General features: G+C 71.2%; 18 protein-coding genes. 9 read left to right on the top strand and 9 right to left on the bottom strand.

All coding sequences use genetic code 11. The features are described 5' to 3' along the window. The first annotated feature begins 47 nt into the window (after nt 1–47). The 5 genes from ACI2LY_RS21450 to ACI2LY_RS21430 are packed head-to-tail and all read left to right on the top strand — an operon-like array spanning nt 48 to nt 5,542. Nucleotides 48–1,451 (top strand): ABC transporter substrate-binding protein, encoded by a 1,404-nt coding sequence (locus ACI2LY_RS21450; protein ID WP_404708545.1) that lies wholly within the window; start codon nt 48–50, stop codon nt 1,449–1,451. A 23-nt stretch (nt 1,452–1,474) separates the two neighbouring features. Beyond that, nucleotides 1,475–2,497 carry a carbohydrate ABC transporter permease gene (locus ACI2LY_RS21445; RefSeq protein ID WP_404708544.1) on the top strand — a complete coding sequence of 341 codons (1,023 nt, stop codon included), beginning with the start codon at nt 1,475–1,477 and terminating at the stop codon, nt 2,495–2,497. Beyond that, the gene (locus ACI2LY_RS21440) at nt 2,494–3,378 is read left to right on the top strand and encodes a carbohydrate ABC transporter permease (protein ID WP_381074935.1); all 885 of its coding nucleotides are present in this window, start codon (nt 2,494–2,496) and stop codon (nt 3,376–3,378) included. Before ACI2LY_RS21445 ends, ACI2LY_RS21440 begins: the two co-directional genes overlap by 4 nt. A 36-nt stretch (nt 3,379–3,414) precedes the next feature. After that, nucleotides 3,415–4,614: an ROK family transcriptional regulator gene (locus tag ACI2LY_RS21435; protein ID WP_404708774.1), complete on the top strand. Its 1,200-nt coding sequence runs from the start codon at nt 3,415–3,417 to the stop codon at nt 4,612–4,614. A 37-nt stretch (nt 4,615–4,651) separates the two neighbouring features. Then, nucleotides 4,652–5,542 (top strand): Gfo/Idh/MocA family protein, encoded by an 891-nt coding sequence (locus ACI2LY_RS21430; RefSeq protein ID WP_404708543.1) that lies wholly within the window; start codon nt 4,652–4,654, stop codon nt 5,540–5,542. Between the two features lie 14 nt (nt 5,543–5,556). Here the strand turns inward: ACI2LY_RS21430 and ACI2LY_RS21425 are convergent, their stop codons facing one another. Both ACI2LY_RS21425 and ACI2LY_RS21420 read right to left on the bottom strand, forming a co-directional pair. Further along, the gene (locus tag ACI2LY_RS21425; protein WP_404708542.1) at nt 5,557–5,931 is read right to left on the bottom strand and encodes a VOC family protein; all 375 of its coding nucleotides are present in this window, start codon (nt 5,929–5,931) and stop codon (nt 5,557–5,559) included. Then, complete coding sequence (locus ACI2LY_RS21420) at nt 5,928–6,866, bottom strand: EamA family transporter (RefSeq protein WP_404708541.1); 939 nt, start codon at nt 6,864–6,866, stop codon at nt 5,928–5,930. Before ACI2LY_RS21420 ends, ACI2LY_RS21425 begins: the two co-directional genes overlap by 4 nt. 103 nt (nt 6,867–6,969) lie before the next feature. On the opposite strand from ACI2LY_RS21420, the gene ACI2LY_RS21415 reads away from it, so the two are divergent. Continuing rightward, nucleotides 6,970–7,887, top strand: coding sequence for a LysR family transcriptional regulator (locus tag ACI2LY_RS21415; RefSeq protein ID WP_404708540.1), 918 nt, complete (start codon nt 6,970–6,972; stop codon nt 7,885–7,887). Between the two features lie 225 nt (nt 7,888–8,112). Beyond that, on the top strand, nt 8,113–9,819 hold the full coding sequence (locus ACI2LY_RS21410; protein WP_404708773.1) for a RecQ family ATP-dependent DNA helicase: 1,707 nt from the start codon (nt 8,113–8,115) through the stop codon (nt 9,817–9,819). Nucleotides 9,820–9,910: 91 nt separating this feature from the next. Here the strand turns inward: ACI2LY_RS21410 and adh are convergent, their stop codons facing one another. From adh to xylB, 5 genes are all read right to left on the bottom strand, one after another. After that, a complete protein-coding gene (adh, locus tag ACI2LY_RS21405; protein ID WP_404708539.1) occupies nt 9,911–11,434 on the bottom strand; it encodes an aldehyde dehydrogenase in 1,524 nt (507 codons plus the stop codon). Between the two features lie 56 nt (nt 11,435–11,490). Beyond that, nucleotides 11,491–12,825 carry a GAF domain-containing protein gene (locus tag ACI2LY_RS21400; RefSeq protein ID WP_404708538.1) on the bottom strand — a complete coding sequence of 445 codons (1,335 nt, stop codon included), beginning with the start codon at nt 12,823–12,825 and terminating at the stop codon, nt 11,491–11,493. A 77-nt stretch (nt 12,826–12,902) separates the two neighbouring features. Beyond that, complete coding sequence (locus ACI2LY_RS21395) at nt 12,903–13,499, bottom strand: N-acetylmuramoyl-L-alanine amidase (RefSeq protein WP_404708537.1); 597 nt, start codon at nt 13,497–13,499, stop codon at nt 12,903–12,905. Between the two features lie 494 nt (nt 13,500–13,993). Next, nucleotides 13,994–15,202 carry an ROK family protein gene (locus ACI2LY_RS21390; protein ID WP_404708536.1) on the bottom strand — a complete coding sequence of 403 codons (1,209 nt, stop codon included), beginning with the start codon at nt 15,200–15,202 and terminating at the stop codon, nt 13,994–13,996. 127 nt (nt 15,203–15,329) lie between these two features. Further along, nucleotides 15,330–16,775, bottom strand: a complete 1,446-nt coding sequence (gene xylB / locus ACI2LY_RS21385; RefSeq protein WP_404708535.1) for a xylulokinase — start codon at nt 16,773–16,775, stop codon at nt 15,330–15,332. Between the two features lie 160 nt (nt 16,776–16,935). On the opposite strand from xylB, the gene xylA reads away from it, so the two are divergent. Further along, complete coding sequence (xylA, locus tag ACI2LY_RS21380; RefSeq protein ID WP_404708534.1) at nt 16,936–18,102, top strand: xylose isomerase; 1,167 nt, start codon at nt 16,936–16,938, stop codon at nt 18,100–18,102. Nucleotides 18,103–18,380: 278 nt separating this feature from the next. Beyond that, entirely contained in the window at nt 18,381–18,563 is a 183-nt protein-coding gene (locus ACI2LY_RS21375) for a hypothetical protein (protein WP_393910866.1), read from the top strand. An 11-nt stretch (nt 18,564–18,574) separates the two neighbouring features. Here ACI2LY_RS21375 and ACI2LY_RS21370 read toward each other — a convergent pair whose 3' ends face one another. Continuing rightward, a complete protein-coding gene (locus tag ACI2LY_RS21370; RefSeq protein ID WP_404708533.1) occupies nt 18,575–19,438 on the bottom strand; it encodes a hypothetical protein in 864 nt (287 codons plus the stop codon). 139 nt (nt 19,439–19,577) lie between these two features. After that, nucleotides 19,578–19,874, bottom strand: coding sequence for a hypothetical protein (locus ACI2LY_RS21365; protein WP_404708532.1), 297 nt, complete (start codon nt 19,872–19,874; stop codon nt 19,578–19,580). Nucleotides 19,875–19,914 lie beyond the last annotated feature (40 nt).

Raw genomic sequence — 19,914 nt, 5'->3', positions numbered from 1 at the left:
CTGAGATGCGTGATCGGTAGACGTAAGTCGACACGAGGACAGACGCAATGCGCATCAAGAGCCGACGGTCGCTGACGACCACGGTGGGTCTCACCTCCGCCCTGGGACTGGCGCTGGTCACCGGCTGCTCCGGTAGCACCGGCCCCGGCAGACCCGACCACGAGATCACCGTGTGGTCGCTGGAGAACCTCCCCGACCGCGTCGGGGCGACGCGGAAGATCATCGACGGCTTCGAGCGGAAGTCGGGCGTGAAAGTGCACCTCGTCGGGGTGGACGAGGGCCAGCTGCCGCAGCTGATCATGTCGGCGGCCGCCTCCGGAGACCTCCCCGACGTGATCGGCGCCGCACCCATGGGCCAGGTCTGGCAGATGTACGGAAACGGCCTGCTCAACACGGAGATACCCGGGCGGATCGTCAAGGAACTCGGGCCCGGCACGTTCAACGCCAACGCGCTCGGGCTCACCTCCGACGGCCGCACCCATCTCGGCGTCCCCTCCGACGCCTGGCTCCAGCTGCTCGTGTACCGCAAGGACGACTTCGCCCGGAAACACCTCGCCGCGCCCGACACCTACGACCGCGCACTCGACGCGGCACGGGCGCTGGACGGCGGCGGCCACGACGGCATGTCGGCGGCCACCGACCCCTCCGACGTGTTCACCTCGCAGAGCTTCGAGAGCGTGGCCCTCGCCAACGGCTGCCAGCTCGTTGACGATGACCACAAGGTCGACCTGCACAGCCCGCAGTGCGAGACCGCCTTCCGCACCTACGACCAGCTCGCCCGCGAACACGGCGCCCCCGGCACCCAGAGCGTGGACTCCACCCGCGCCACCTACTTCGCCGGGCGCTCCTCCATGGTCATCTGGTCCTCGTTCCTGCTGGACGAGCTGGCCGGACTGCGCAAGGACGCCCTGCCGAGCTGTCCGCAGTGCGAGAAGGACCCCGGACGGCTGGCCCGCGACAGCGGCATCGTGACCGCGCTGAAGGGCCCCGACGCCCGCGAGGGCGCCCAGTTCGGGGAGATCACCTCCTGGGTCACCACCAAGACCGCGGAGACCGCCGCCTCGCAGCAGTTCATCGAGTACATGATGAACTCCGGCTACGAGTCCTGGTTCGGGATGTCGCCCGAGGGCAAGATCCCGGTCCGCCACGGCACCGCCGCCGAGCCCCACCGCTATCTCGACGCATGGCGGCACAGCGACATCGGGGTCGACACCAAGAAGCCGTTCGACCAGGTGTACCCGCCGAGCCTGCTCAACGAACTCGCCGCCGGGGTCGGCAACATGCGCCGCTGGGGCATCGAGCAGGGCGAGGGCGCCCTGGTCGGCGCCACCAACGGCGAACTGCCCGTACCCAAGGCGATCGGCGCGATGACCAGCGGCCAGCTCTCCCCGAAGGAGGCGGCCCGCGAAGCCGACGACGAGGTCGCCGCGCTGCAGAAGTCCCTCCAGTAGCCGCACGTCACAAAGGCATCCCCATGACCCGAGCCCCTTCCGGCGCAGCGCCGCGCCCGGACACCGAGCCCCGGCCCCCGGCCGTACGGCAGCAGCAGCCGCCCGCGCGGCCGATGACCGCCGAGCGGCGGGCCAACCGCGCCGGTCTCGCCTTCGTCTCTCCCACCCTGATCGTCGTCCTTGTCGTGGTCGTCCTGCCGATCCTGTGGACACTCCTGCTGGCCTTCCAGCACGCCCGGCTCGTCGACATCCAGGGCATGGGCCTGTTCGGCCGCTGGACACTGGACAACTTCGCGGCGGTCTTCGAATCCGCCGGGTTCTGGTCCAGCCTGCTGACCACCCTGCTCTACACGGCGGGCGGCACCCTCGGCTCCGTCCTCCTCGGCCTGGTGGCCGCGCTCGCCCTCAGGCGGCCCTTCCGCGGCCGGGCCCTGCTGCGCGCGGCGATGCTCCTGCCGTACGTGGCGCCCGTCGTCGCCGTCGCCTTCGTGTGGGAGGTGGCGCTCAGCCCGCAGTACGGCATCGTGAACGACTGGGGCCACCGGCTGTTCGGCTGGGACGACCCCGTCGCCTTCCTCTCCACCCGCAGCTACGAAATCGGCCTCTTCGGCGCGCACTTCCACGTACCGCTGGCGCTGCTGACCGTCATCGCCTTCGAGTGCTGGCGCTACTTCCCGTTCGCCTTCCTCTTCCTGCTCGCCCGGCTCCAGGCGGTCCCGGACGGTCTGGAGGAGGCCGCGGAGGTCGACGGCGCCACCGTCTCGCAGCGCTTCCGGCACATCCTGCTCCCGCAGCTCATGCCGGTCATCGCCCTGCTGTGCGTGCTGCGCTTCATCATGACGTTCAACAAGTTCGACGACGTCTATCTGCTCACCGGCGGCGGCGCGGGCACCGACGTCGCGGCCGTCCGGGTCTACGACTTCCTCACCGCCCGCTACGACGTGGGCGCCGCGGCCGCCCAGGCACTGGTCCTCGCGGTCTCGCTGATGATCCTGCTGGGCTGCTACTTCAAGTTCTTCGGCAACAAGGTCCAGGAGGAAGCGTGACCCGCAAGGCCGCCCTGACCAGGGCCCGGTTCGAGGAGCGCTTCTTCGGCGTGGCGCGCTGGTGCGTCATCGCCTTCCTCGCCGTGATCACCGTGCTCCCCTTCTACTACATGCTGCTGCTGTCGGTGAAGCCCATCGACGCGCTGCTCCTCGACCCCGGCTCGCTGTGGGTCTCCGCCCGCGATCTCACCCTCGACACCTACCGGAACGTGCTGAAGTCGTCCGACGACGGCGGGCAGGGCTTCCTCGGCTTCCTGGCCAACTCCGCGCTGGTGTCGCTCGGTACGGTCGCGCTCACCCTGGTGGCCGCCGTGCCGGGCGCCTACGCGGTGAGCCGACTGAAGTTCTTCGGGCACCGCCAGGTCAGCGCCCTCTTCCTCGCGGTCTACCTCTTCCCCGCGACGCTGCTCGCCGTCCCGCTGTTCGTGATCTTCGCCCGGCTCGGCCTCTCCTCCAGCCTGGTGGGCCTCGCGGTGGTGTACGTCGCGCAGACCGTCCCGGTGTCGATCTACATGCTGAAGAACTACCTGGTCACCATCCCGTACTCGGTCGAGGAGGCCGCCGCGCTGGACGGCTGCTCGCGCCTGCAGACCCTCCGCAAGGTGATCCTGCCGCTGGCGCTGCCCTCGCTCATGGCGACCGGCCTGTACGTGTTCATGATCGCCTGGAACGAGTTCCTGTTCGCGCTGCTCTTCCTCGCCGCCTCTCCCGGCAAGTGGACCGTCTCGCTGGGCCTGGCCCAGCTGTCCAACGGCATCGAGGTGCCCAAGACGGTGCTGATGGCCGGTTCGGTGGTGCTGACGGTGCCCGTGGTACTTCTGTTCTTCGCCGCCGAACGGCTGCTCACCGAGGGCCTGACCAGCGGTGCCGACAAGAGCTGAAGCCCAGCGGAACCAGGAGTCCAGGGGGACATCATGATGACGCCCAGTCAGGTCAGCGCGGGAGGGCTGCTCCAGCTCATCCGCGACGGACGCGCCAACACCCGCGCCGATCTCCAGCGCGTCACCGGCCTCTCCCGCTCCACCGTGGGCCAGCGCCTGGACCTGCTCAACCGGGCGGGCTGGATACGGCACACCACCGGCGCCTCGACCGGGGGCCGTCCCTCCGACCGGATCGTCTTCGACCCGGCCCACGCGGCCGTCCTCGCCGTCGACCTGGAGACCCGGCACGCGCGGGCCGCCGTCCTGGACCTCGGGGGCACGATCCTCGCCGAGCACACCGGGCCGATGGAGATCGCGGACGGCCCCGAGCCGGTGCTGGACCGGCTCGTCGGCTGGTTCCCCGACCTCTTGGCCGCCGCGGGCGTCTCCCCGGCCCGGATCTGCGGGATCGGCGTGTCCGTCCCCGGCCCGGTGGACTTCGCGACCGGCCGGGTCGTGGAGCCGCCCATCATGCCCGGCTGGGACCAGTACCCGATCCGGGAACGCCTCCAGGAGACCTACGCCCGGCGCATCGGCGGCTCCATGGAGGACGGCCCCGTACCGGTGTTCGTCGACAACGACGCCAACCTGATGGCACTGGCCGAACAGCGGGCCAACCACGCCGACTGCGACTCCTTCGTCCTGGTGAAGGCGTCCACCGGTATCGGCGCGGGCGTCGTCATCGGCGACTCCGTGTACCGGGGCATCGACGGCGGCGCGGGCGACATCGGGCACATCCGGCTGCACGACCGTCCCGACGCGCTGTGCATGTGCGGTGCGCACGGCTGCCTCGCCGCCGTGGCCAGTGGCGGCGCGCTCGCCCGGGAACTGGGCGCGCTCGGCCTGGACACCGCCTCCGGCCGCGACGTCCGGCGCCTGCTCGCCGAGGGCCACCCCGAGGCGGTACGGCTCGCGCGGGAGGCCGGTCGGCGTACGGGCGAGGTGCTGGTCACCGTCGTCACCCTGCTCAACCCCGGTGTGCTGATGCTCGCGGGCGAGCTGTCTGGGGTCCCGTACCTCACCGGGGTGCGGGAGCTGATCTACCAGCGCGCCATGCCGCGCACCACCGGCAACCTCCAGATCGTCACCTCCCGGCTCGGCGACCACGCCGGACTCATCGGCGCCGCCGCCATGGTCGTGCAGTTCCTGTACTCGGCCGACCGCGCGGACGCCCGGCTGGAGCGGTTCGCCCGCTGAACCCGCCTTCTCCTCGACCTCGTTCGGACAGGAAGTCATGACCACACCCGCCCCTTGGCCGCACCGTCCCGTGGCGGTCGGACTGGTCGGCGCCGGTCCCTGGGCCCGCGCCATGCACGCCCGCGTGCTGGCAGCCGGGCCCGAGACCCGGCTGTCCGCCGTCTGGGCCCGTCGCCCCGAGGCCGCCGAGCAGACCGCCGCGCCCTACGGCGCCCATGTCGCAGCCAGCTTCGAGGAGTTGCTCGACCGCTGCGAGGCGGTCGCCTTCGCGGTACCGCCCGCTGTACAGGCCGAACTGGCCCCGCTCGCCGCGAAGCGGGGGAAGGCGCTGCTGCTGGAGAAGCCGCTCGGCCCGGACCTGGCCGCGGCTCAGCGGGTGGCCGAAGCGGTCGCCGAGGCCGGTGCCGTCTCCCAACTCGTCCTGACCAAGCGCTACCACCCCGCCACCCGCGCCTTCCTGCGGGCCGCGCGCACCTTCGATGTCGTCGGCGCCCGCTCCTGCTACCTCCACGGGGCCTTCCTGGGCGGCGACTTCGCCACCGGCTGGCGGCTGGAACACGGCGCCCTGCTCGACCTCGGCCCGCATCTGCTGGACCTCCTCGACACGGCGATAGCCCCGATCACCGCCATCCGGCGCACCGGAGATCCGCGCCGCTGGACCGAGTTGACCTGCGAGCACGCGAACGGCGCCGTCAGCCAGGCCACCCTGTCGGGCAGCGTGGCCGTGCCCCGAGCGGTCACGACGGTCGAACTCTTCGGCTCCGCCGAGCCGTTGCGATACGACACGGCCGGGATCGACCACGAGGAGTGCTGGCCCCCGCTGCGCCGGGAGTTCGCCACCGCCGTACGCACGAACACCCCGACCGAGCTGGACGCCGACCGGGGGCTGAGGCTGCAGGAGCTGTTGGAGCTGGCGGCACTGGGCTGAGCCGTGCGCGTCGCTCAGGCGCCGGGGAGGAAGAGGCAGAAGAGGTGGCCGTGGGGGTCGCGCAACACGCGGACGTCGCCCTGCGGCTGGTGCTCCTCCACCGTCGCGCCCAAAGCGCGGGCCCGCTCGGTCTCGGCGCCGAGGTCGTCGACCTGGATGTCCAGGTGGGCCTGCATCTGCTGCTCACCGGGACCGGACGGCCAGGCGGGCGGGCGGTGGTCCTTCTCCAACTGGAAGCTCAGACCCGGGCGTTCACGCTCCGGAGCCTTGATGCGGACCCAGTCGGGCTCCCGGTCGACCTCTTCCCAGCCCAACAGGGCGCGATAGAAATCAGCGAGCGCGGGCGGGTCAGGGGTGCCGAGCACAAAGGCTGCGAGCAGTGTCGTCATGGTCCATCATTGCCCGCAGCCCGTTCCCGTACGCGTCCGGAAATCGGCACCTCGATCGGCTCCTGCTCCGCCGTAGCCCGCCGCCGAGGGGCGAAGGACGCCAGTGCCACTCCGCCGATCAGCAGTGCCGCCGCGCACCAGCGCGGGCCGCTCACCGGTTCGCCGAGGAAGAGGGCCGCGGAGGACATGCCGAAGAACGGGACGAGCAGGGAGAACGGCGCCACCGTGGACGCGGGGTGACGGCGCAGCAGCCAGCCCCAGGCGCCGAAGCCGAAGACGGTCGTGATCCAGGCGACGTAGAGGATCGTGCCCGCCCCCGGCCAGTCGAGGGCGGCGAGCGCGTCGAGGTCGCGGGACGGGCCCTCGGTGAGCAGGGAGAGGCCGAGCAGCGGCAGGACCGGGACCGTGCTGACCCACACCATGAAGTTCAGCGGGTCCGACGGAGACGCCTTGCGGGTCAGCACGTTGGACGCGCCCCAGCAGGCGGCGGCCAGGACGCACAGCGCGAACGCCCCGAGCGGCCCGGACGCACCCTCGTCCACGGCGGCCACACCGATCCCGGCCAGCGCGACCGCCATGCCGAGCACACCCAGCCGCGAGGGCCGCTCCCCGAGGACGGCGAAGGCGAACACGGCCGTGAACACCGCCTGGATCTGCAGCACCAGCGAGGACAGCCCGGCCGGCATGCCCCGGTCCATCGAGATGAACAGCAGCCCGAACTTGGCCACTCCCAGCACCAGTCCCACGGCCACGATCCACTTCCACGCCACCTTGGGGCGGCCGACCAGGAACACCGCCGGGAGCGCGGCCGCCAGGAAGCGCAGGGCGGAGAAGAGCAGCGGCGGGAAGTGGGCGAGGCCGATCTCGATGACGGTGAAGTTGACGCCCCAGACGGCGGCGACGAGAACGGCGAGGGCGAGGTGGGACGGACGCATGGGCCGAGGATCACATCCCGGCTCGATGAAGCACCAGCGACGAGTTCTGCATGATTGGATTAAGCGACGCTAATGAGCCGAGTGTTCCGAGAGGTGGTCCCGCATGCTCGATCTCCAGCGGCTGCGCGCGCTGCACGCCGTGTCCGTGCACGGCAGTGTGGGCGCCGCCGCCTCCGCGCTGGGCTACACCCCGTCCGCGGTGTCCCAGCAGATCACCAAGCTGGAGCGCGAGACCAGGTCCGTCCTGCTGGAACGGGACGGGCGGGGTGTCCGCCTCACCGCCGAGGCGCGTCAACTCGCTGCCGCCGCGCAGGAGATGCTCGCCGTTATGGAGCGGGCCGAGACGGAACTGGAGCAGCGGCGCGGGGTGCCCGCCGGGCTGCTCACCGTCGCCGCCTTCGCCTCGGCGGCCCGTGGGCTGCTGCCGGGGGTGCTGGCCGAACTGGCCGTACGGCATCCCGCGTTGGACGTCCGCCTCAGCGAGGTCGACCCGCATCTGTCCGTCGACATGGTGGCCAAGGGGGCCGTCGATCTGGCGGTGGTGCACGACTGGGACATCGCGCCGCTGCCGCTCCCGCCTGGGGTGGAGCAGGCGGTGCTCGGGGACGATCCGTGCACGCTGCTGGTGCCTCGGACGCATCCGTTCGCGAGGCGTTCCTCGGTGCGGCGCGCGGAACTCGGGGGTCAGCGCTGGGTGTGCCAGCCGCCGGGGCGGGTGTGCCACGACTGGCTGGTCCGCACCCTCCGCGAGGCCGGACACACGCCGGAGATCGTCCATCAGGCCGACGAGAACCCCACGTTGGTCGCCCTCATCGCGGCGGGACTCGGTATCGGCCTCGTGCCTCGGCTGGGGCGCGGGCCGCTGCCGCCCGGTGCGGTGGAGCTGCCGCTCGATCCGGCCCCGGTCCGCCGGCTGTACGCCCTGTGGCGCACCGGGGCGAGCGGGCGACCGGCGATCGTGGAGACGGTACGGGCGCTGAAGGAGGGGTGGGCGGAGTTGCCTGACGGGCCTGTGGGGTAGCCGGGGGAGATGCGTCGGGGGAGGGCCAACCGGAGGCGCTCGCGTCGTCAATGGGGGTCTTCTTCTGGGCTTCGCAGAGCCCCCTCGGGCCCCTGGGCGTCGCGCCTTCCTGAGGCAAATTCCCGAGCAGCCAGGGCGCTACTCCGGTCTCCCCGGGGTACCGGGTGCTCACCCAGGCGCCGATTCCGGTGATCTGAGCAAGGCCCGGAATTCAGGGGGAGCATGATGCGTACCGCGACGGCGAAGCGGCTGCGGAAGAGCGCGCTGGACGTGTTCGGGTGGGAGGAGCTGCGGCCGGAGCAGTTGGTGGCGATGGAAGCGGTGATGGAGCGGCGGGACACGCTGGTCGTGATGCCCACCGGGGCCGGGAAGTCGGCCGTCTACCAGGTGCCTGGGCTGCTGCTGCCGGGGCCGACCGTCGTGGTGTCGCCGCTCGTCGCTCTCCAACGGGACCAGGTGCGGGGGCTGCTGAGCCGGGAGGGCGCGGAGGCGGCGGCCGTGAACTCGTCCCAGAGCGGCAGCGAGAACGCGGCGGTGTGGGACCGGATCAGCGACGGCGACGTCGACTTCCTCTTCCTGGCGCCCGAGCAGCTCGCCAAGGACGAGGTGGTCGAGCAGCTCGCCGCCGCGGAGCCCGCCCTGTTCGTCGTCGACGAGGCCCAGTGCGTGTCGTCGTGGGGACACGACTTCCGCCCCGACTACCTGCGGCTCGGCCAGGTCATCGACCGGCTCGGCCGGCCTCCCGTACTGGCCCTGACCGCGAGCGCCGCCGCACCCGTACGGGCCGACATCGTCAGCCAGCTCGGCATGCGGGACGTGCACGAGGTCGTCACCGGCTTCGACCGGCCCAACATCCACCTGGAGGTCGTCCCGTTCCGGGAGGCCGCGGTCAAGAAGCGTGCCGTCGTCGAGCGCGCGGCCGCGGAGGCCAAGCCCGGCCTCGTGTACGCCGGTACGCGCCGGGAGGCCGAGGAGTACGCCGAGGAACTGAGCCTGCTCGGGCTGGACGCGGCCGCGTACCACGCGGGGCTGCCCGCGCGGGATCGGGGCGACGTGCACGACCGGTTCATGGCGGGCGAGCTGGACGTGGTCGTGGCGACCTCCGCCTTCGGGATGGGCATCGACAAGCCGAACGTCCGCTTCGTGCTGCACGCCTCCGTCCCCGGCTCCCTGGACGCCTATTACCAGGAGATCGGCCGCGCCGGACGCGACGGCGAAGAATCCCGCGCGATACTCGCCTACCGGCCGCAGGACCTCGGCATGCAGCGCTTCTTCGCGGCGGGACGGCCGGACCCGGACACCGTCACCCAGGTCGTGAGCACCCTGGAGGAACACGACGGGCCCGTCCCGCCGACCGAACTGCGCGACGAGACCAACCTGACGGCGAGCCGCCTGACGGCCGTCGTCAACCTCCTGGAGCAGGTCGACGCCGTCCACACCACCGAGGACGGCGAACTGGAGGCCACCGGCACGGTCGGCCCGGCCGCCGCCGCACAGCAGGCGATAGAACTGGGCGACGCCCATCAGCAGTTGGAGCGGTCCCGCGTCGACATGATGCGGGGCTACGCGGAGGCCACCGGCTGTCGGCGCCGGTTCCTGCTCGGCTACTTCGGTCAGGTCGGCGATCAGGACGAGTCCTGCGGCGCGTGCGACCGATGCGAGGCGGCCGAACTGGCGGAGGACGGCGGTGCGGAGGGCGGACCCGCCGTGCTGGCCGGTACAGGTGGGCCGATCCCCGAGTCGGCCTCTTCGGCACCCGCCGGAGACCAGCATCCCTTCCCGCCCGGCACCCTCGTACGGCACGAGCAGTGGGGGCAGGGGTCGGTCATGAGCGAGGAGAACGAGCGGTTGACGGTGCTGTTCGAGACGGTGGGGTATCGCACGCTGTCCCTCGAGGTCATCAACAGGAACCATCTGCTGACTGTGTGCTGAGGGTGTGCGGCGCGCGCATGCTCATCGAGCAGTCCATGGCGGAAGGCGCCTGACTGGTAAAAGCCCATTTCAGGCGCCTTTCCATGCGCTTCTAGAAGAAGCCGAGCTTCTTCGGGGAGTACGACACGAGGAGATTCTTAGTCTGCTGGTAGTGCTCCAGCATCATCTTGTGGGTCTCGCGGCCGATTCCGGACTGCTTGTAGCCGCCGAAGGCCGCGTGGGCCGGGTAGGCGTGGTAGCAGTTGGTCCAGACGCGGCCCGCCTGGATCTCGCGGCCGGCGCGGTAGGCGGTGTTGATGTCGCGGGTCCAGACGCCCGCGCCGAGGCCGTACAGCGTGTCGTTGGCCAGCTTCATCGCGTCGTCGAAGTCGTCGAACGACGTCACCGAGACGACCGGGCCGAAGATCTCTTCCTGGAAGATCCGCATGCGGTTGTCGCCCTCGAAGATGGTCGGCTGGACGTAGTACCCGCCCTTCAGCTCGCCGTCGTACTCGACGCGTTCGCCGCCGGTGAGCACCTTGGCGCCCTCCTGACGGCCGATGTCCAGGTAGGAGAGGATCTTCTCCAGCTGGTCGTTGGACGCCTGGGCGCCGATCATCGTGTCGGTGTCGAGCGGGTGCCCCGGCTTGATCTGCCGGGTGCGGGCCACGGCCGCCTCCAGGAAGTCGGCGTAGTGGCCGCGCTGGACGAGCGCTCGGGAGGGGCAGGTGCACACCTCGCCCTGGTTGAGCGCGAACATGGTGAAGCCCTCGAGGGCCTTGTCCCGGAAGTCGTCGTCGTGTGCCCACACGTCGTCGAAGAAGATGTTGGGCGACTTGCCGCCCAGCTCCAGCGTGACCGGCTTGATGTTCTCGGAGGCGTACTGCATGATCAGCCGCCCGGTCGTGGTCTCCCCGGTGAACGCCACCTTCGCCACCCGGGGGCTGGAGGCCAGCGGCTTGCCCGCCTCCACGCCGAAGCCGTTGACGATGTTGAGCACGCCCGGCGGCAGCAGGTCGGCGATCAGGCTCATCCAGTAGTGGATGGACGCCGGGGTCTGCTCGGCGGGCTTGAGGATGACCGCGTTGCCCGCGGCGAGCGCGGGCGCCAGCTTCCAGGCCGCCATCAGGATCGGGAAGTTCCACGGGATGATCTGCGCGACCACCCCGAGCGGCTCGTGGAAGTGGTACGCCACGGTGTCGTCGTCGATCTCGCCCAGCGACCCCTCCTGCGCGCGGATCGCCCCCGCGAAGTAACGGAAGTGGTCGATGGCCAGCGGGATGTCCGCGGCCAGCGTCTCGCGGACCGGCTTGCCGTTCTCCCAGCTCTCGGCCACCGCCAGGGCCTCGAGGTTGGCCTCCATACGGTCGGCGATCTTCAGCAGGATGTCCGAACGCACCGTCACCGACGTACGGGCCCAGCCGGGCGCGGCCGCGTGCGCCGCGTCGAGCGCCCGCTCGACATCCTCCGCGGTACCGCGCGCGATCTCGGTGAACGGCTGCCCGTTGACCGGCGACGGGTTCTCGAAGTACTGCCCGCGCGCCGGCGGCACGTACTCACCGCCGATGAAGTGGTCGTACCGCGGCTGGTAGGAGACGATCGAGCCCTCGGAGCCGGGCGTCGCGTAACGGGTCATGCTGGTCTGCCTCCCGGTGCAGCGCTGCCCGCCGTTGGGCAGCTCCCGTCGTGAGGCTAGACGGGCGGACGTTGCGAACATGTTGCACCGCTGGTCACCCAGGGTGTCTGGCGGACGTGCGGGCGACGGCTCGGTACCCCCGGAACGGCCAGTTCGGCTTCCAGCGCCGCGATCCGTGCCCGCACCGGAGCACTCGGTCGCACTGCCGCCAGGGCCCGCCAGACCAGCAGATCGTGCTCACCCCACGGTGCGTGAGCCCAGTCCGCCAGCAGATCGGGGTCGCCGCGGCTGATCAGCGCCGTCCGGAGGGCCGCGGCGAGCCTACGCCGCAGCCGTACGACAGCGGGGGCCTGGGAGCCCGGCAGCAGCGGGCCGTGATACGCCCGTATGGCGGCCGTGAGCGCACCCGTCTCCAGCTGCCGTTCCACCAGACCCGCGTCGCACTCGACCGGCAGGGACAGCCGGTACGGCCGGGATGCCAGCAGCCCGGGCGGCAGCAGCGGACGCAGTCTGGCCAGCTCGGCGCGCAAGGTCACCGGCGTCACCGATTCGTCCGCGTACAGCGCGCACGACAGCTCGTCGCCGGTCATGCCCTCGGGGTGGCGGGCCAGGAGCACGAGGATCTCACTGTGCCGACGGCTCAGCCTGATCCGGTGGCCGCCATCTGGACGGAGTTCCGCCTCGTCCCGGCCCAGCGCGCTCAGCGTGGCGGTGTCTTCCCGCTGCCTCGGCGGGGTGAGGAGGCTGAGCTGTGACTCGGCCGCGCGGGCCACCGCCTGCACGAAGCCCAGGCTGTGCGGATGCGCCAGCCCGTCTCCTCCGGTGATGTCGACGGCGCCGAGGACCCGGCCGGTGTGCGGATCGTGGATCGGCGCGGCCGCGCAGGTCCACGGCTGCACGCGCCTTATGAAGTGCTCCGCCGCGAAGACCTGCACCGGACGGTCCACGGCCACCGCCGTGCCCGGCGCGTTGGTACCGACTGCAGCCTCCGACCACCGAGCCCCCGGCACGAAGTTCATCCCGTCCGCCCGCCGCAGCGTCGTCGGATGCCCCTCGACCCACATCAGCCTGCCGTGCGCGTCGCACACCGCGAGCAGATGCGAGCCATCGGCGGCGAAGGTGCCCACCAGCTCCCGGACCAGCGGCATGACCTGGGCCAGGGGATGCTCGGCGCGGTAGGCGCCGAGGTCGTCATCGGTCAGTTCCACGCTCGCGGTGCCGTCCGGCCCCACGCCCGCTCGCGCGCTGCGCCGCCATGATTCGGCCACCACCGGCCGGACCGGGCGCGGAACCGTACCGACGGTCGTGAAGGTCTCATGCGCTCGGCGCAGTGCCCGAACTCTTTCGCCTGGGTCGGCTCCCGGCTCCAGAGCCACCCACTGATCGGTCAACTCGTCCTCCCTGCCAGGGAATCAACTGGGCCATCGTCACGCGCGACTCCTCCGCGGACAACCGGGCCGACATGAGGTCAGGAGAAATTGACAAGCCTGATGTACCGGAACCAGTCCCAGTTCACCCCTGGGTCGGTGTGGTCGGTGCCGGGAACCTGGAAGTGGCCGATGATGTGCTCCCTGTCCTTGGGGATGCCGTACTTGTCGCACACCGCGGCCGTCAGTCTCGCGGACTGCTCGTAGAGGGCGTTGGTGAAGTAGGCGGGCTGGTCCACCCAGCCCTCGTGCTCGATGCCGATACTGCGGGTGTTGTAGTCCCAGTCGCCCGCGTGCCAGGCGACATCTGCTTCTCGGACGCACTGGGCGACATGGCCGTCCGCTGAGCGCACGAGGTAGTGCGCGGACACCTTCTTCTCGGGGTTCTGGAAGATGGCCAGCGTGCGGGTGTAGGTCTCCTGGGTGACATGGATGATCACCCGGTCGATCTTGTAGGCGGCGGGGCGGCTGGACGCGGTGTAGTTGCCGCTGCTCGCCGGCTGCCACTCGCCGGGCGGATAGTCGACCGCCGTCTGAGCGGCCGCCTGTGGGTCGGGGAGGAGCGCATAGGGGACGGCGGCGAGTGCCGCGCCCTTGAGAACGCCGCGTCGGGTGAGGTGGGTACGGGGCTGGTTCATCTCCATCGTCGGCTGCCCTTCAGCAGTGTGAGGGTCACCTGCCGTGGGTGAGGCGGCAGTTGAGTGCGTTGAGGTGCGCAGGCTCTTGAGAGCCGTCGCTCGAGGAGTGCGCGGGGACGTCGGGGCGGTGCACACGCACAGTTCAGTGGAGTCGTGCGTATGACCGACACAGTGTCAGCTCGTGTCAGCGGGAACCGGGAATGGTCGTGGTGGTGTCGGCTCTGGCGTCGTGCGCCGGTCGATTCCGTGTACATGCTTCCCTCCCGATACCGGTGTCAGCTGATGCTCGGCACATGTGTGGCCTGCGCTTCCGCCACTCGAGGGCGGCGGGTGCGGCTCGTGCGAATCACGGTACGGCGCGGGGGAGTTGGGCAGAAGGGTGAGCGCCAGGTCCGTGGACAACTCGCGGATTGTGGATAAGTCGGCCACCCGTTCGAGGGGCTTCGGGCGTCAGCGAGCGTCGCGGGCTTCCGCCACGGGCATCCACCGAAAAGTCAGGGCCGTTCCGCCACCATCGCCGGATCGTCGAGCACGGCCCGCACCACCGAATGCGCGGCACCGAGCAGCGGCCCCTGCGGACCCAGCTCGGACACCGCCACCGGACATGCCGGACCGGCTGTGCGGCCGCGCAGCTCGCGTTGCAGAGAGGGGAGAAGCCATGGTGAGAGGGCCGCCAGCGCACCACCCAGGACGACCGTGTCCGGGTCCAGGAGATTGACCGCTCCGGTCAGGGCGATGCCGAGCGCTGTACCGGCCTCGCCGAGTGCTGTGCGCACATCGTCGTCGCCTGCCTCGGCCCGCTCCGCCAGCACCCCCATCACGTCCTCGCGGGCTTCGATCCCGGCCAGCCGCAGCACGGCCTCCTCTCCGGCGTACTGCTCCAGGCAGCCGCGTCCCCCGCACGGACAGGGAGGACCGTCCGGCCGGACGGGTACATGGCCCAGCTCGCCCGCGAACCCGCGGGTGCCGCGCAGCAACCGCCCGTTCACGACGATCGCCGCGCCGATGCCGATCTCCGCAGACACGTGCAGGAAGTCGCCGGGTGTGCCGGCCCCGAGCCACAGCTCCGCCAGGGCGCCGAAGTTGGCCTCGTTGTCCACGGTCAGCGGAACCCTGTCGGGCAGCACGCTGCCGAGGTCGGTGTCATGCCAGCCGAGATTGGGGGCGCGTACGACGGTACGGCCGTCGCGGGCCACCAGACCGGGTACGGCGACCGCGAGCCCGGCGACCCACAGGCCGTCGTTCTCCGCCTCGGCCGTGACCTGCTGGATCAGCCGCGTGAGTTCCTGGGCCACGGACTCTGGAGTCCGCCCCCGGTTCGCGCCGCGCCGTTCGGCTCGTGCGCGAACCGTGCCGCGAAGGTCGACAGCGCACACCGCGAGGTGGTGCACCCCGATCTCCGCGCCGATCCCCGCAGGACCGCGGCCACTCACCGCGAGCGCGGAGCCGGGCCGTCCCACCCGGCTCGGCCGTTCGGGCCCCAGTTCCTCCAGGAGATCCCAGCGGATCAGTTCGTCCACGAGGGAGGACACGGCCGCCCGCGTGAGGCCGATGCGTGAGGCGACCGTGGCGCGCGACAGCGGCCCGTCCGCGCTGACGGTGTGCATGACCCGGGCAAGGTTGCGACGACGCATGCCCTGCTGGGTGTCCGGCAGGGTGCGTCCGCTCCCCGTCGGTCGTGTGTCGTGCGGCGGTGCGGTCATGCCTCCGTCGATCCTCGGTGTCCGTGGCCGGGTGTGCGGCTCGCGGCTCGGTCGGTCGCCCACCGGTGGGCCTCGCGTGTGACGCTTCCCGATACTCCGGCCGCATCCGGCACGGGCCTGGTCGGGCTCAGCGGGAGTCCGACCCCCGCTCCAACAGCGGGGACGCGTCGGAGAGTACCCCGGCGATCCGAGCCAGGGCTTCCTCGTCCCGTTCCACCGCGTCCAGGACGCGTCCCTCCGTCGTGTTCCAGCGGCGAGCGACGGCCGCCGGGTCCTCGCCGGTCAGCAGACCCGCCGCTTGAGCGGCCGCGCCCAGCGCGACCAGTTCTTTCGCCTCGGGGATCTGTACCGGCCGCCCGGACAGCCGTCGTACCGTCTGCTGCCAGGCCGTCCCGCGGGCGCCGCCGCCGATCAGCAGGAGGGGAGCGGTGCGGTCGGCGTCCTGGTCGAGGACCAGGTCCAGCGCGCCGAGCAGCGAGTGCACCGCGCCGTCGTAGGCGGCCTGCAGTACCTGGCCGGGGGTCGTGTCATGGCGCAGGCCGTGCAACAGCCCGGAGGCGTGGGGCAGATTCGGGGTGCGTTCGCCGTCCAGATAGGGCAGCAGCGTGACCGAGGTGCCGGGCTCCACGGCCTCGCGGTCCAGTCCGAGCAGCGCCGCGACCCGGTCCACGGCGAGGGTGCAGTTCAGGGTGCAGGCCAGCGGAAGCCAGGCGCCGTGCGCGTCGGCGAAACCCGCCACCGTGCCGGTCGGATCGGTGGGGCGGCGCTCCGAGACCGCGTACACCGTGCCCGAGGTGCCGAGGCTGAGCACCGGGGTGCCCGGACGCAGGCCGAGACCGAGCGCGGCGGCCGCGTTGTCCCCGGTTCCCGGCGCCACCAGAGTGCCCTTGGAGAACGGCAGGTCATGGCCATCGCGCACGGTGCCGGCCACCTCGCCTGGCCGCACCACCCGGGGCAGCAGTGCCGGGTCGAGCCCCACATGCGCGAGGGTCTCCTCGTGGTACGACTCCGTCGCCGACGCCCACCAGCCGGTGCCGGAGACATCGCCGCGGTCGGTCGTGCCCAGGCCGGTGAGGCGCTCGGTGAGGTAGTCGTGGGGGAGACGCACGGCCCTGGTGGCGCGGACCGCGTCCGGCTCGTGCTCCGCGAGCCACGCCCACTTCGACACCGTGAACGACGCGCCCGGCACGCTGCCCGTACGCTCCGCCCAGGCGTCCGGGCCGCCCAGTTCGTCCACGAGGCGCCGGGCCTGCGGTGCCGAGCGGACGTCGTTCCACAGCAGCGCGGGGCGTACCGGCTCGCCCTTCGCGTCCAGAGTGACCAGGCCGTGCTGCTGGCCGCCGATCGACACCGCCGCCGCCTCGTGCGCGGCCTCGCCGCACTGGCGCAGCGCCTCGCACAGCGCGTCCCACCACTGACGCGGATCACTCTCCCGTCCCGCGCCGGAGGTCACCGTGTGCGCGGCCTGGCCGCTCGCCACCACCTGTCCGGTGGACGCGTCGACGACCAGTGCTTTCGTGGACTGGGTGGACGTGTCCACACCGACGACGAGCGGTCCCTCGGCTGCTGACATTCGGGCTCTCCCTCTTCCGCGGCGTCATCGACCGGCAGCGGCGCCGTTCGTCGATGGCGCCCCGGCGTCGGAGACATCCGGTCTCTTCCCAGAGGCGCGTTCGCATACTAATTTGTAAACGGCCATGACGAAATAGTCGTACGCACCGAGGAGCCACGGCATGAACTACCAGCCCACCCCCGAGGACAAGTTCACCTTCGGCCTGTGGACCGTCGGTTGGCAGGGGAGGGACCCGTTCGGCGACGCCACCCGTCGTGCCCTCGACCCGGTCGAGTCCGTGCAGCGGCTGGCCGAGCTCGGCGCGCACGGGGTGACCTTCCACGACGACGACCTGATCCCGTTCGGCGCCTCCGAGACCGAGCGCGAGTCGCACATCAAGCGCTTCCGCCAAGCCCTGGACGCGACCGGCATGGCCGTGCCGATGGCGACGACCAACCTCTTCACCCACCCCGTCTTCAAGGACGGCGCGTTCACCGCCAATGACCGCGACGTGCGCCGCTACGCGCTCCGCAAGACGATCCGCAACATCGACCTCGCCGTCGAACTGGGCGCGGAGACCTATGTCGCCTGGGGCGGCCGCGAGGGCGCCGAGTCAGGTGGCGCCAAGGACGTCCGGGCGGCCCTGGACCGTATGAAGGAGGCGTTCGACCTCCTCGGCGAGTACGTCACCGCCCAGGGCTACGACATCCGCTTCGCCATCGAGCCCAAGCCGAACGAGCCGCGCGGCGACATCCTGCTCCCCACCGTCGGCCATGCCCTCGCCTTCATCGAGCGCCTGGAGCGCCCCGAGCTGTACGGCGTCAACCCCGAGGTCGGCCACGAGCAGATGGCCGGGCTCAACTTCCCCCACGGCATCGCGCAGGCACTGTGGGCGGGCAAGCTCTTCCACATCGACCTCAACGGCCAGTCGGGCATCAAGTACGACCAGGACCTGCGCTTCGGTGCCGGTGACCTCCGGGCCGCCTTCTGGCTCGTCGACCTCCTGGAGACCGCCGGGTACGAGGGACCCCGGCACTTCGACTTCAAGCCGCCGCGGACCGAGGACCTCGACGGGGTCTGGGCTTCGGCCGCCGGATGCATGCGCAACTACCTCATCCTGAAGGACCGCGCGGCCGCCTTCCGCGCCGACCCGGAGGTGCAGGAGGCGCTGCGCGCTTCGCGGCTGGACGAGCTGGCGCTGCCCACGGCCGCGGACGGCCTTGACGACCTGCTCGCCGACCGTTCGGCCTTCGAGGACTTCGACGTCGACTCCGCCGCCGCGCGTGGCATGGCCTTCGAGCACCTCGACCAGCTCGCGATGGATCACCTGCTCGGCGCACGCGGCTGACAGAGCGCGCGCGTGGCCGGTCCACTACGGCTGGGCACGCGCGCCGCGTCTTCCCCTCGGCAGCGGTGAGTGCTGGATGGACCGCGTCGCTCGTGGCTGGAGCGGGTACTCACCCTCAAGGGCACGGAGATCGTTTCAGCCTCCGAACGGCGTCTCAGGGGTTCCTCAGGGTCCGGTTTCAGGGATGTCTCAGGGGCGGCGGCCGGAACCGTGGGGTGCCCGGGACCGTTTTCCATTGCAGAGAGCGGCAGTGGGACGTGACGAAGGAGGCGGAGCGCATGTCGAGAAACGCGAAGATCGCCGTAGGTGGCGTGGCGGTCGGGCTGATCTTGTTGATATGGCTGCCCTGGTGGGTGGCGTTCCTGATCGTGGTGGGGGTTCCCGCCGTCGCGTACCTGGCGCTGGACCCCTCGCAGCGGCGCAGGCTCCGCCGGGTCACGCGCAAGGAGATCGGCCGCTGAGCCGAGCGGGGTCAGATGGGACGTACCGCGATCTTGTCCAGCCCTTCCAGCAGGCCGGGGAGTTCCGGGCCCCGTCCCACGGGGATGACCTCGCCGGGCTCCGCGTCGAGCAGGACGAAGGCGATGTCGTCCGTACGGGCCACGATCGACCAGCCGGGACCGTCGGCACGCAGTGTCCGCGCGTCACCAGGGGCGAACGACGAACGGACCCGTCCGAGGGGCGGCGGCGCGTCGATGTAGGCACGCGCCTCCTCCAGTGCCTCTCGCACGCCCGGGTGGCGGGGCTTGGCCGCAGCTCCGGGTTCGGCGCCTGTGTCGGCTTCGGTCTCCGGTGCGGGCGTTTCGGCACCGGAAGGGCGCTCCTTCGGCAGGACGTCGGCGTCATCGAGCCGACCGCGCCACTCCGCCCACTGGAGGGCTATCTCGTCGGCGCCGAGGCGCCGCTGGGCCGCCCCCCAGATGCTGGTGTCGGGCGGGCTGAGCGGAGGTGGGTTCTCGGCATCGGTGACCGGGTCGTGCGGGGCCGGTACGTCGGGTGCGGCGACGGCCAGCGCCAGCGGCCAGCCGGGGAGGGCCGCCACGAGCGTGCGCTCGTCGGGCGACAGTTCGTACTCCATGCCGCAGTCCCAAGAGGCGATCGCCACCGCCACCAGGGAGACGTCGTCGATGACCGCCGTCCACCGCGCTCCGGCACCGTCCTGCCCGAGCACCAGCCCGTACCCCTCTTCGAGCGGTGTGAGACCCAGTGCCGCGCAGGCCGCGGGGTAGTCGTCACCCAGCACGCTCGGGAACTGCGCGGGCGTCAGCAGCACCGCCGTCAACACGTACAGCGCTTCGTCCGCGGCAGCCACGGGTGCATCGTCCGACCCGGCCATCTCAGCCTCCCCAGTGGTTCGTCCGTCGGCGCGCACCCTAGTGCGCGGGGGAGAGGCTTGTCACGACTCCGCACACCGGTGGGAGCTGCGGTTTTCCTGCCGGACAGGGGCGAAACACCCCCGTCCGGCAGGGCCTTCCTCAGTCGGCCGGCAGGCCCAGCAGGTCGCGGGCCACCGCCCTCGGGGTCATGGAACGCTCTCGGGCGAGGGTGACGACGGCTCGGCTCGCCAGTTCGCCGACACCGAAGGAGAGCGCCTCCGGTGACACCCACGACGACGCCTCGTCCACTCCGTCCTGGTCGTCCTGTGCACGGGCCGCCACGTAGGCCGCCGCGGCCTCGAAGAGATTGTGTCCACGCCGCTTCCGCTCGGCGACGGCTTGCCCATGCTGGGAAGTACCCAGCCTGACGGCGTACTTGCGCAGTGTGTCGAACACGCGAACCACCTTCCCCCGGTCGGGGTCTCGCTCCTCGCAC

This window comes from Streptomyces sp. NPDC002176 (assembly GCF_044903645.1).
Lineage (GTDB): Bacteria > Actinomycetota > Actinomycetes > Streptomycetales > Streptomycetaceae > Streptomyces.
This window is presented reverse-complemented; position numbering and strand designations above follow the sequence as displayed.

What these genes read in the sequence shown, in the direction of transcription:
- ACI2LY_RS21395 (WP_404708537.1), bottom strand. Translation starts at nt 13,499, where the DNA reads ATGAACCAGCCCCGTACCCACCTCACCCGACGCGGCGTTCTCAAGGGC.
- adh (WP_404708539.1), bottom strand. Translation starts at nt 11,434, where the DNA reads ATGACCCGTTACGCGACGCCCGGCTCCGAGGGCTCGATCGTCTCCTAC.
- ACI2LY_RS21430 (WP_404708543.1), top strand. Translation starts at nt 4,652, where the DNA reads ATGACCACACCCGCCCCTTGGCCGCACCGTCCCGTGGCGGTCGGACTG.
- ACI2LY_RS21370 (WP_404708533.1), bottom strand. Translation starts at nt 19,438, where the DNA reads ATGGCCGGGTCGGACGATGCACCCGTGGCTGCCGCGGACGAAGCGCTG.
- ACI2LY_RS21425 (WP_404708542.1), bottom strand. Translation starts at nt 5,931, where the DNA reads ATGACGACACTGCTCGCAGCCTTTGTGCTCGGCACCCCTGACCCGCCC.
- ACI2LY_RS21415 (WP_404708540.1), top strand. Translation starts at nt 6,970, where the DNA reads ATGCTCGATCTCCAGCGGCTGCGCGCGCTGCACGCCGTGTCCGTGCAC.
- ACI2LY_RS21420 (WP_404708541.1), bottom strand. Translation starts at nt 6,866, where the DNA reads ATGCGTCCGTCCCACCTCGCCCTCGCCGTTCTCGTCGCCGCCGTCTGG.
- xylA (WP_404708534.1), top strand. Translation starts at nt 16,936, where the DNA reads ATGAACTACCAGCCCACCCCCGAGGACAAGTTCACCTTCGGCCTGTGG.
- xylB (WP_404708535.1), bottom strand. Translation starts at nt 16,775, where the DNA reads ATGTCAGCAGCCGAGGGACCGCTCGTCGTCGGTGTGGACACGTCCACC.
- ACI2LY_RS21410 (WP_404708773.1), top strand. Translation starts at nt 8,113, where the DNA reads ATGCGTACCGCGACGGCGAAGCGGCTGCGGAAGAGCGCGCTGGACGTG.
- ACI2LY_RS21390 (WP_404708536.1), bottom strand. Translation starts at nt 15,202, where the DNA reads ATGACCGCACCGCCGCACGACACACGACCGACGGGGAGCGGACGCACC.
- ACI2LY_RS21435 (WP_404708774.1), top strand. Translation starts at nt 3,415, where the DNA reads ATGACGCCCAGTCAGGTCAGCGCGGGAGGGCTGCTCCAGCTCATCCGC.
- ACI2LY_RS21375 (WP_393910866.1), top strand. Translation starts at nt 18,381, where the DNA reads ATGTCGAGAAACGCGAAGATCGCCGTAGGTGGCGTGGCGGTCGGGCTG.
- ACI2LY_RS21450 (WP_404708545.1), top strand. Translation starts at nt 48, where the DNA reads ATGCGCATCAAGAGCCGACGGTCGCTGACGACCACGGTGGGTCTCACC.
- ACI2LY_RS21445 (WP_404708544.1), top strand. Translation starts at nt 1,475, where the DNA reads ATGACCCGAGCCCCTTCCGGCGCAGCGCCGCGCCCGGACACCGAGCCC.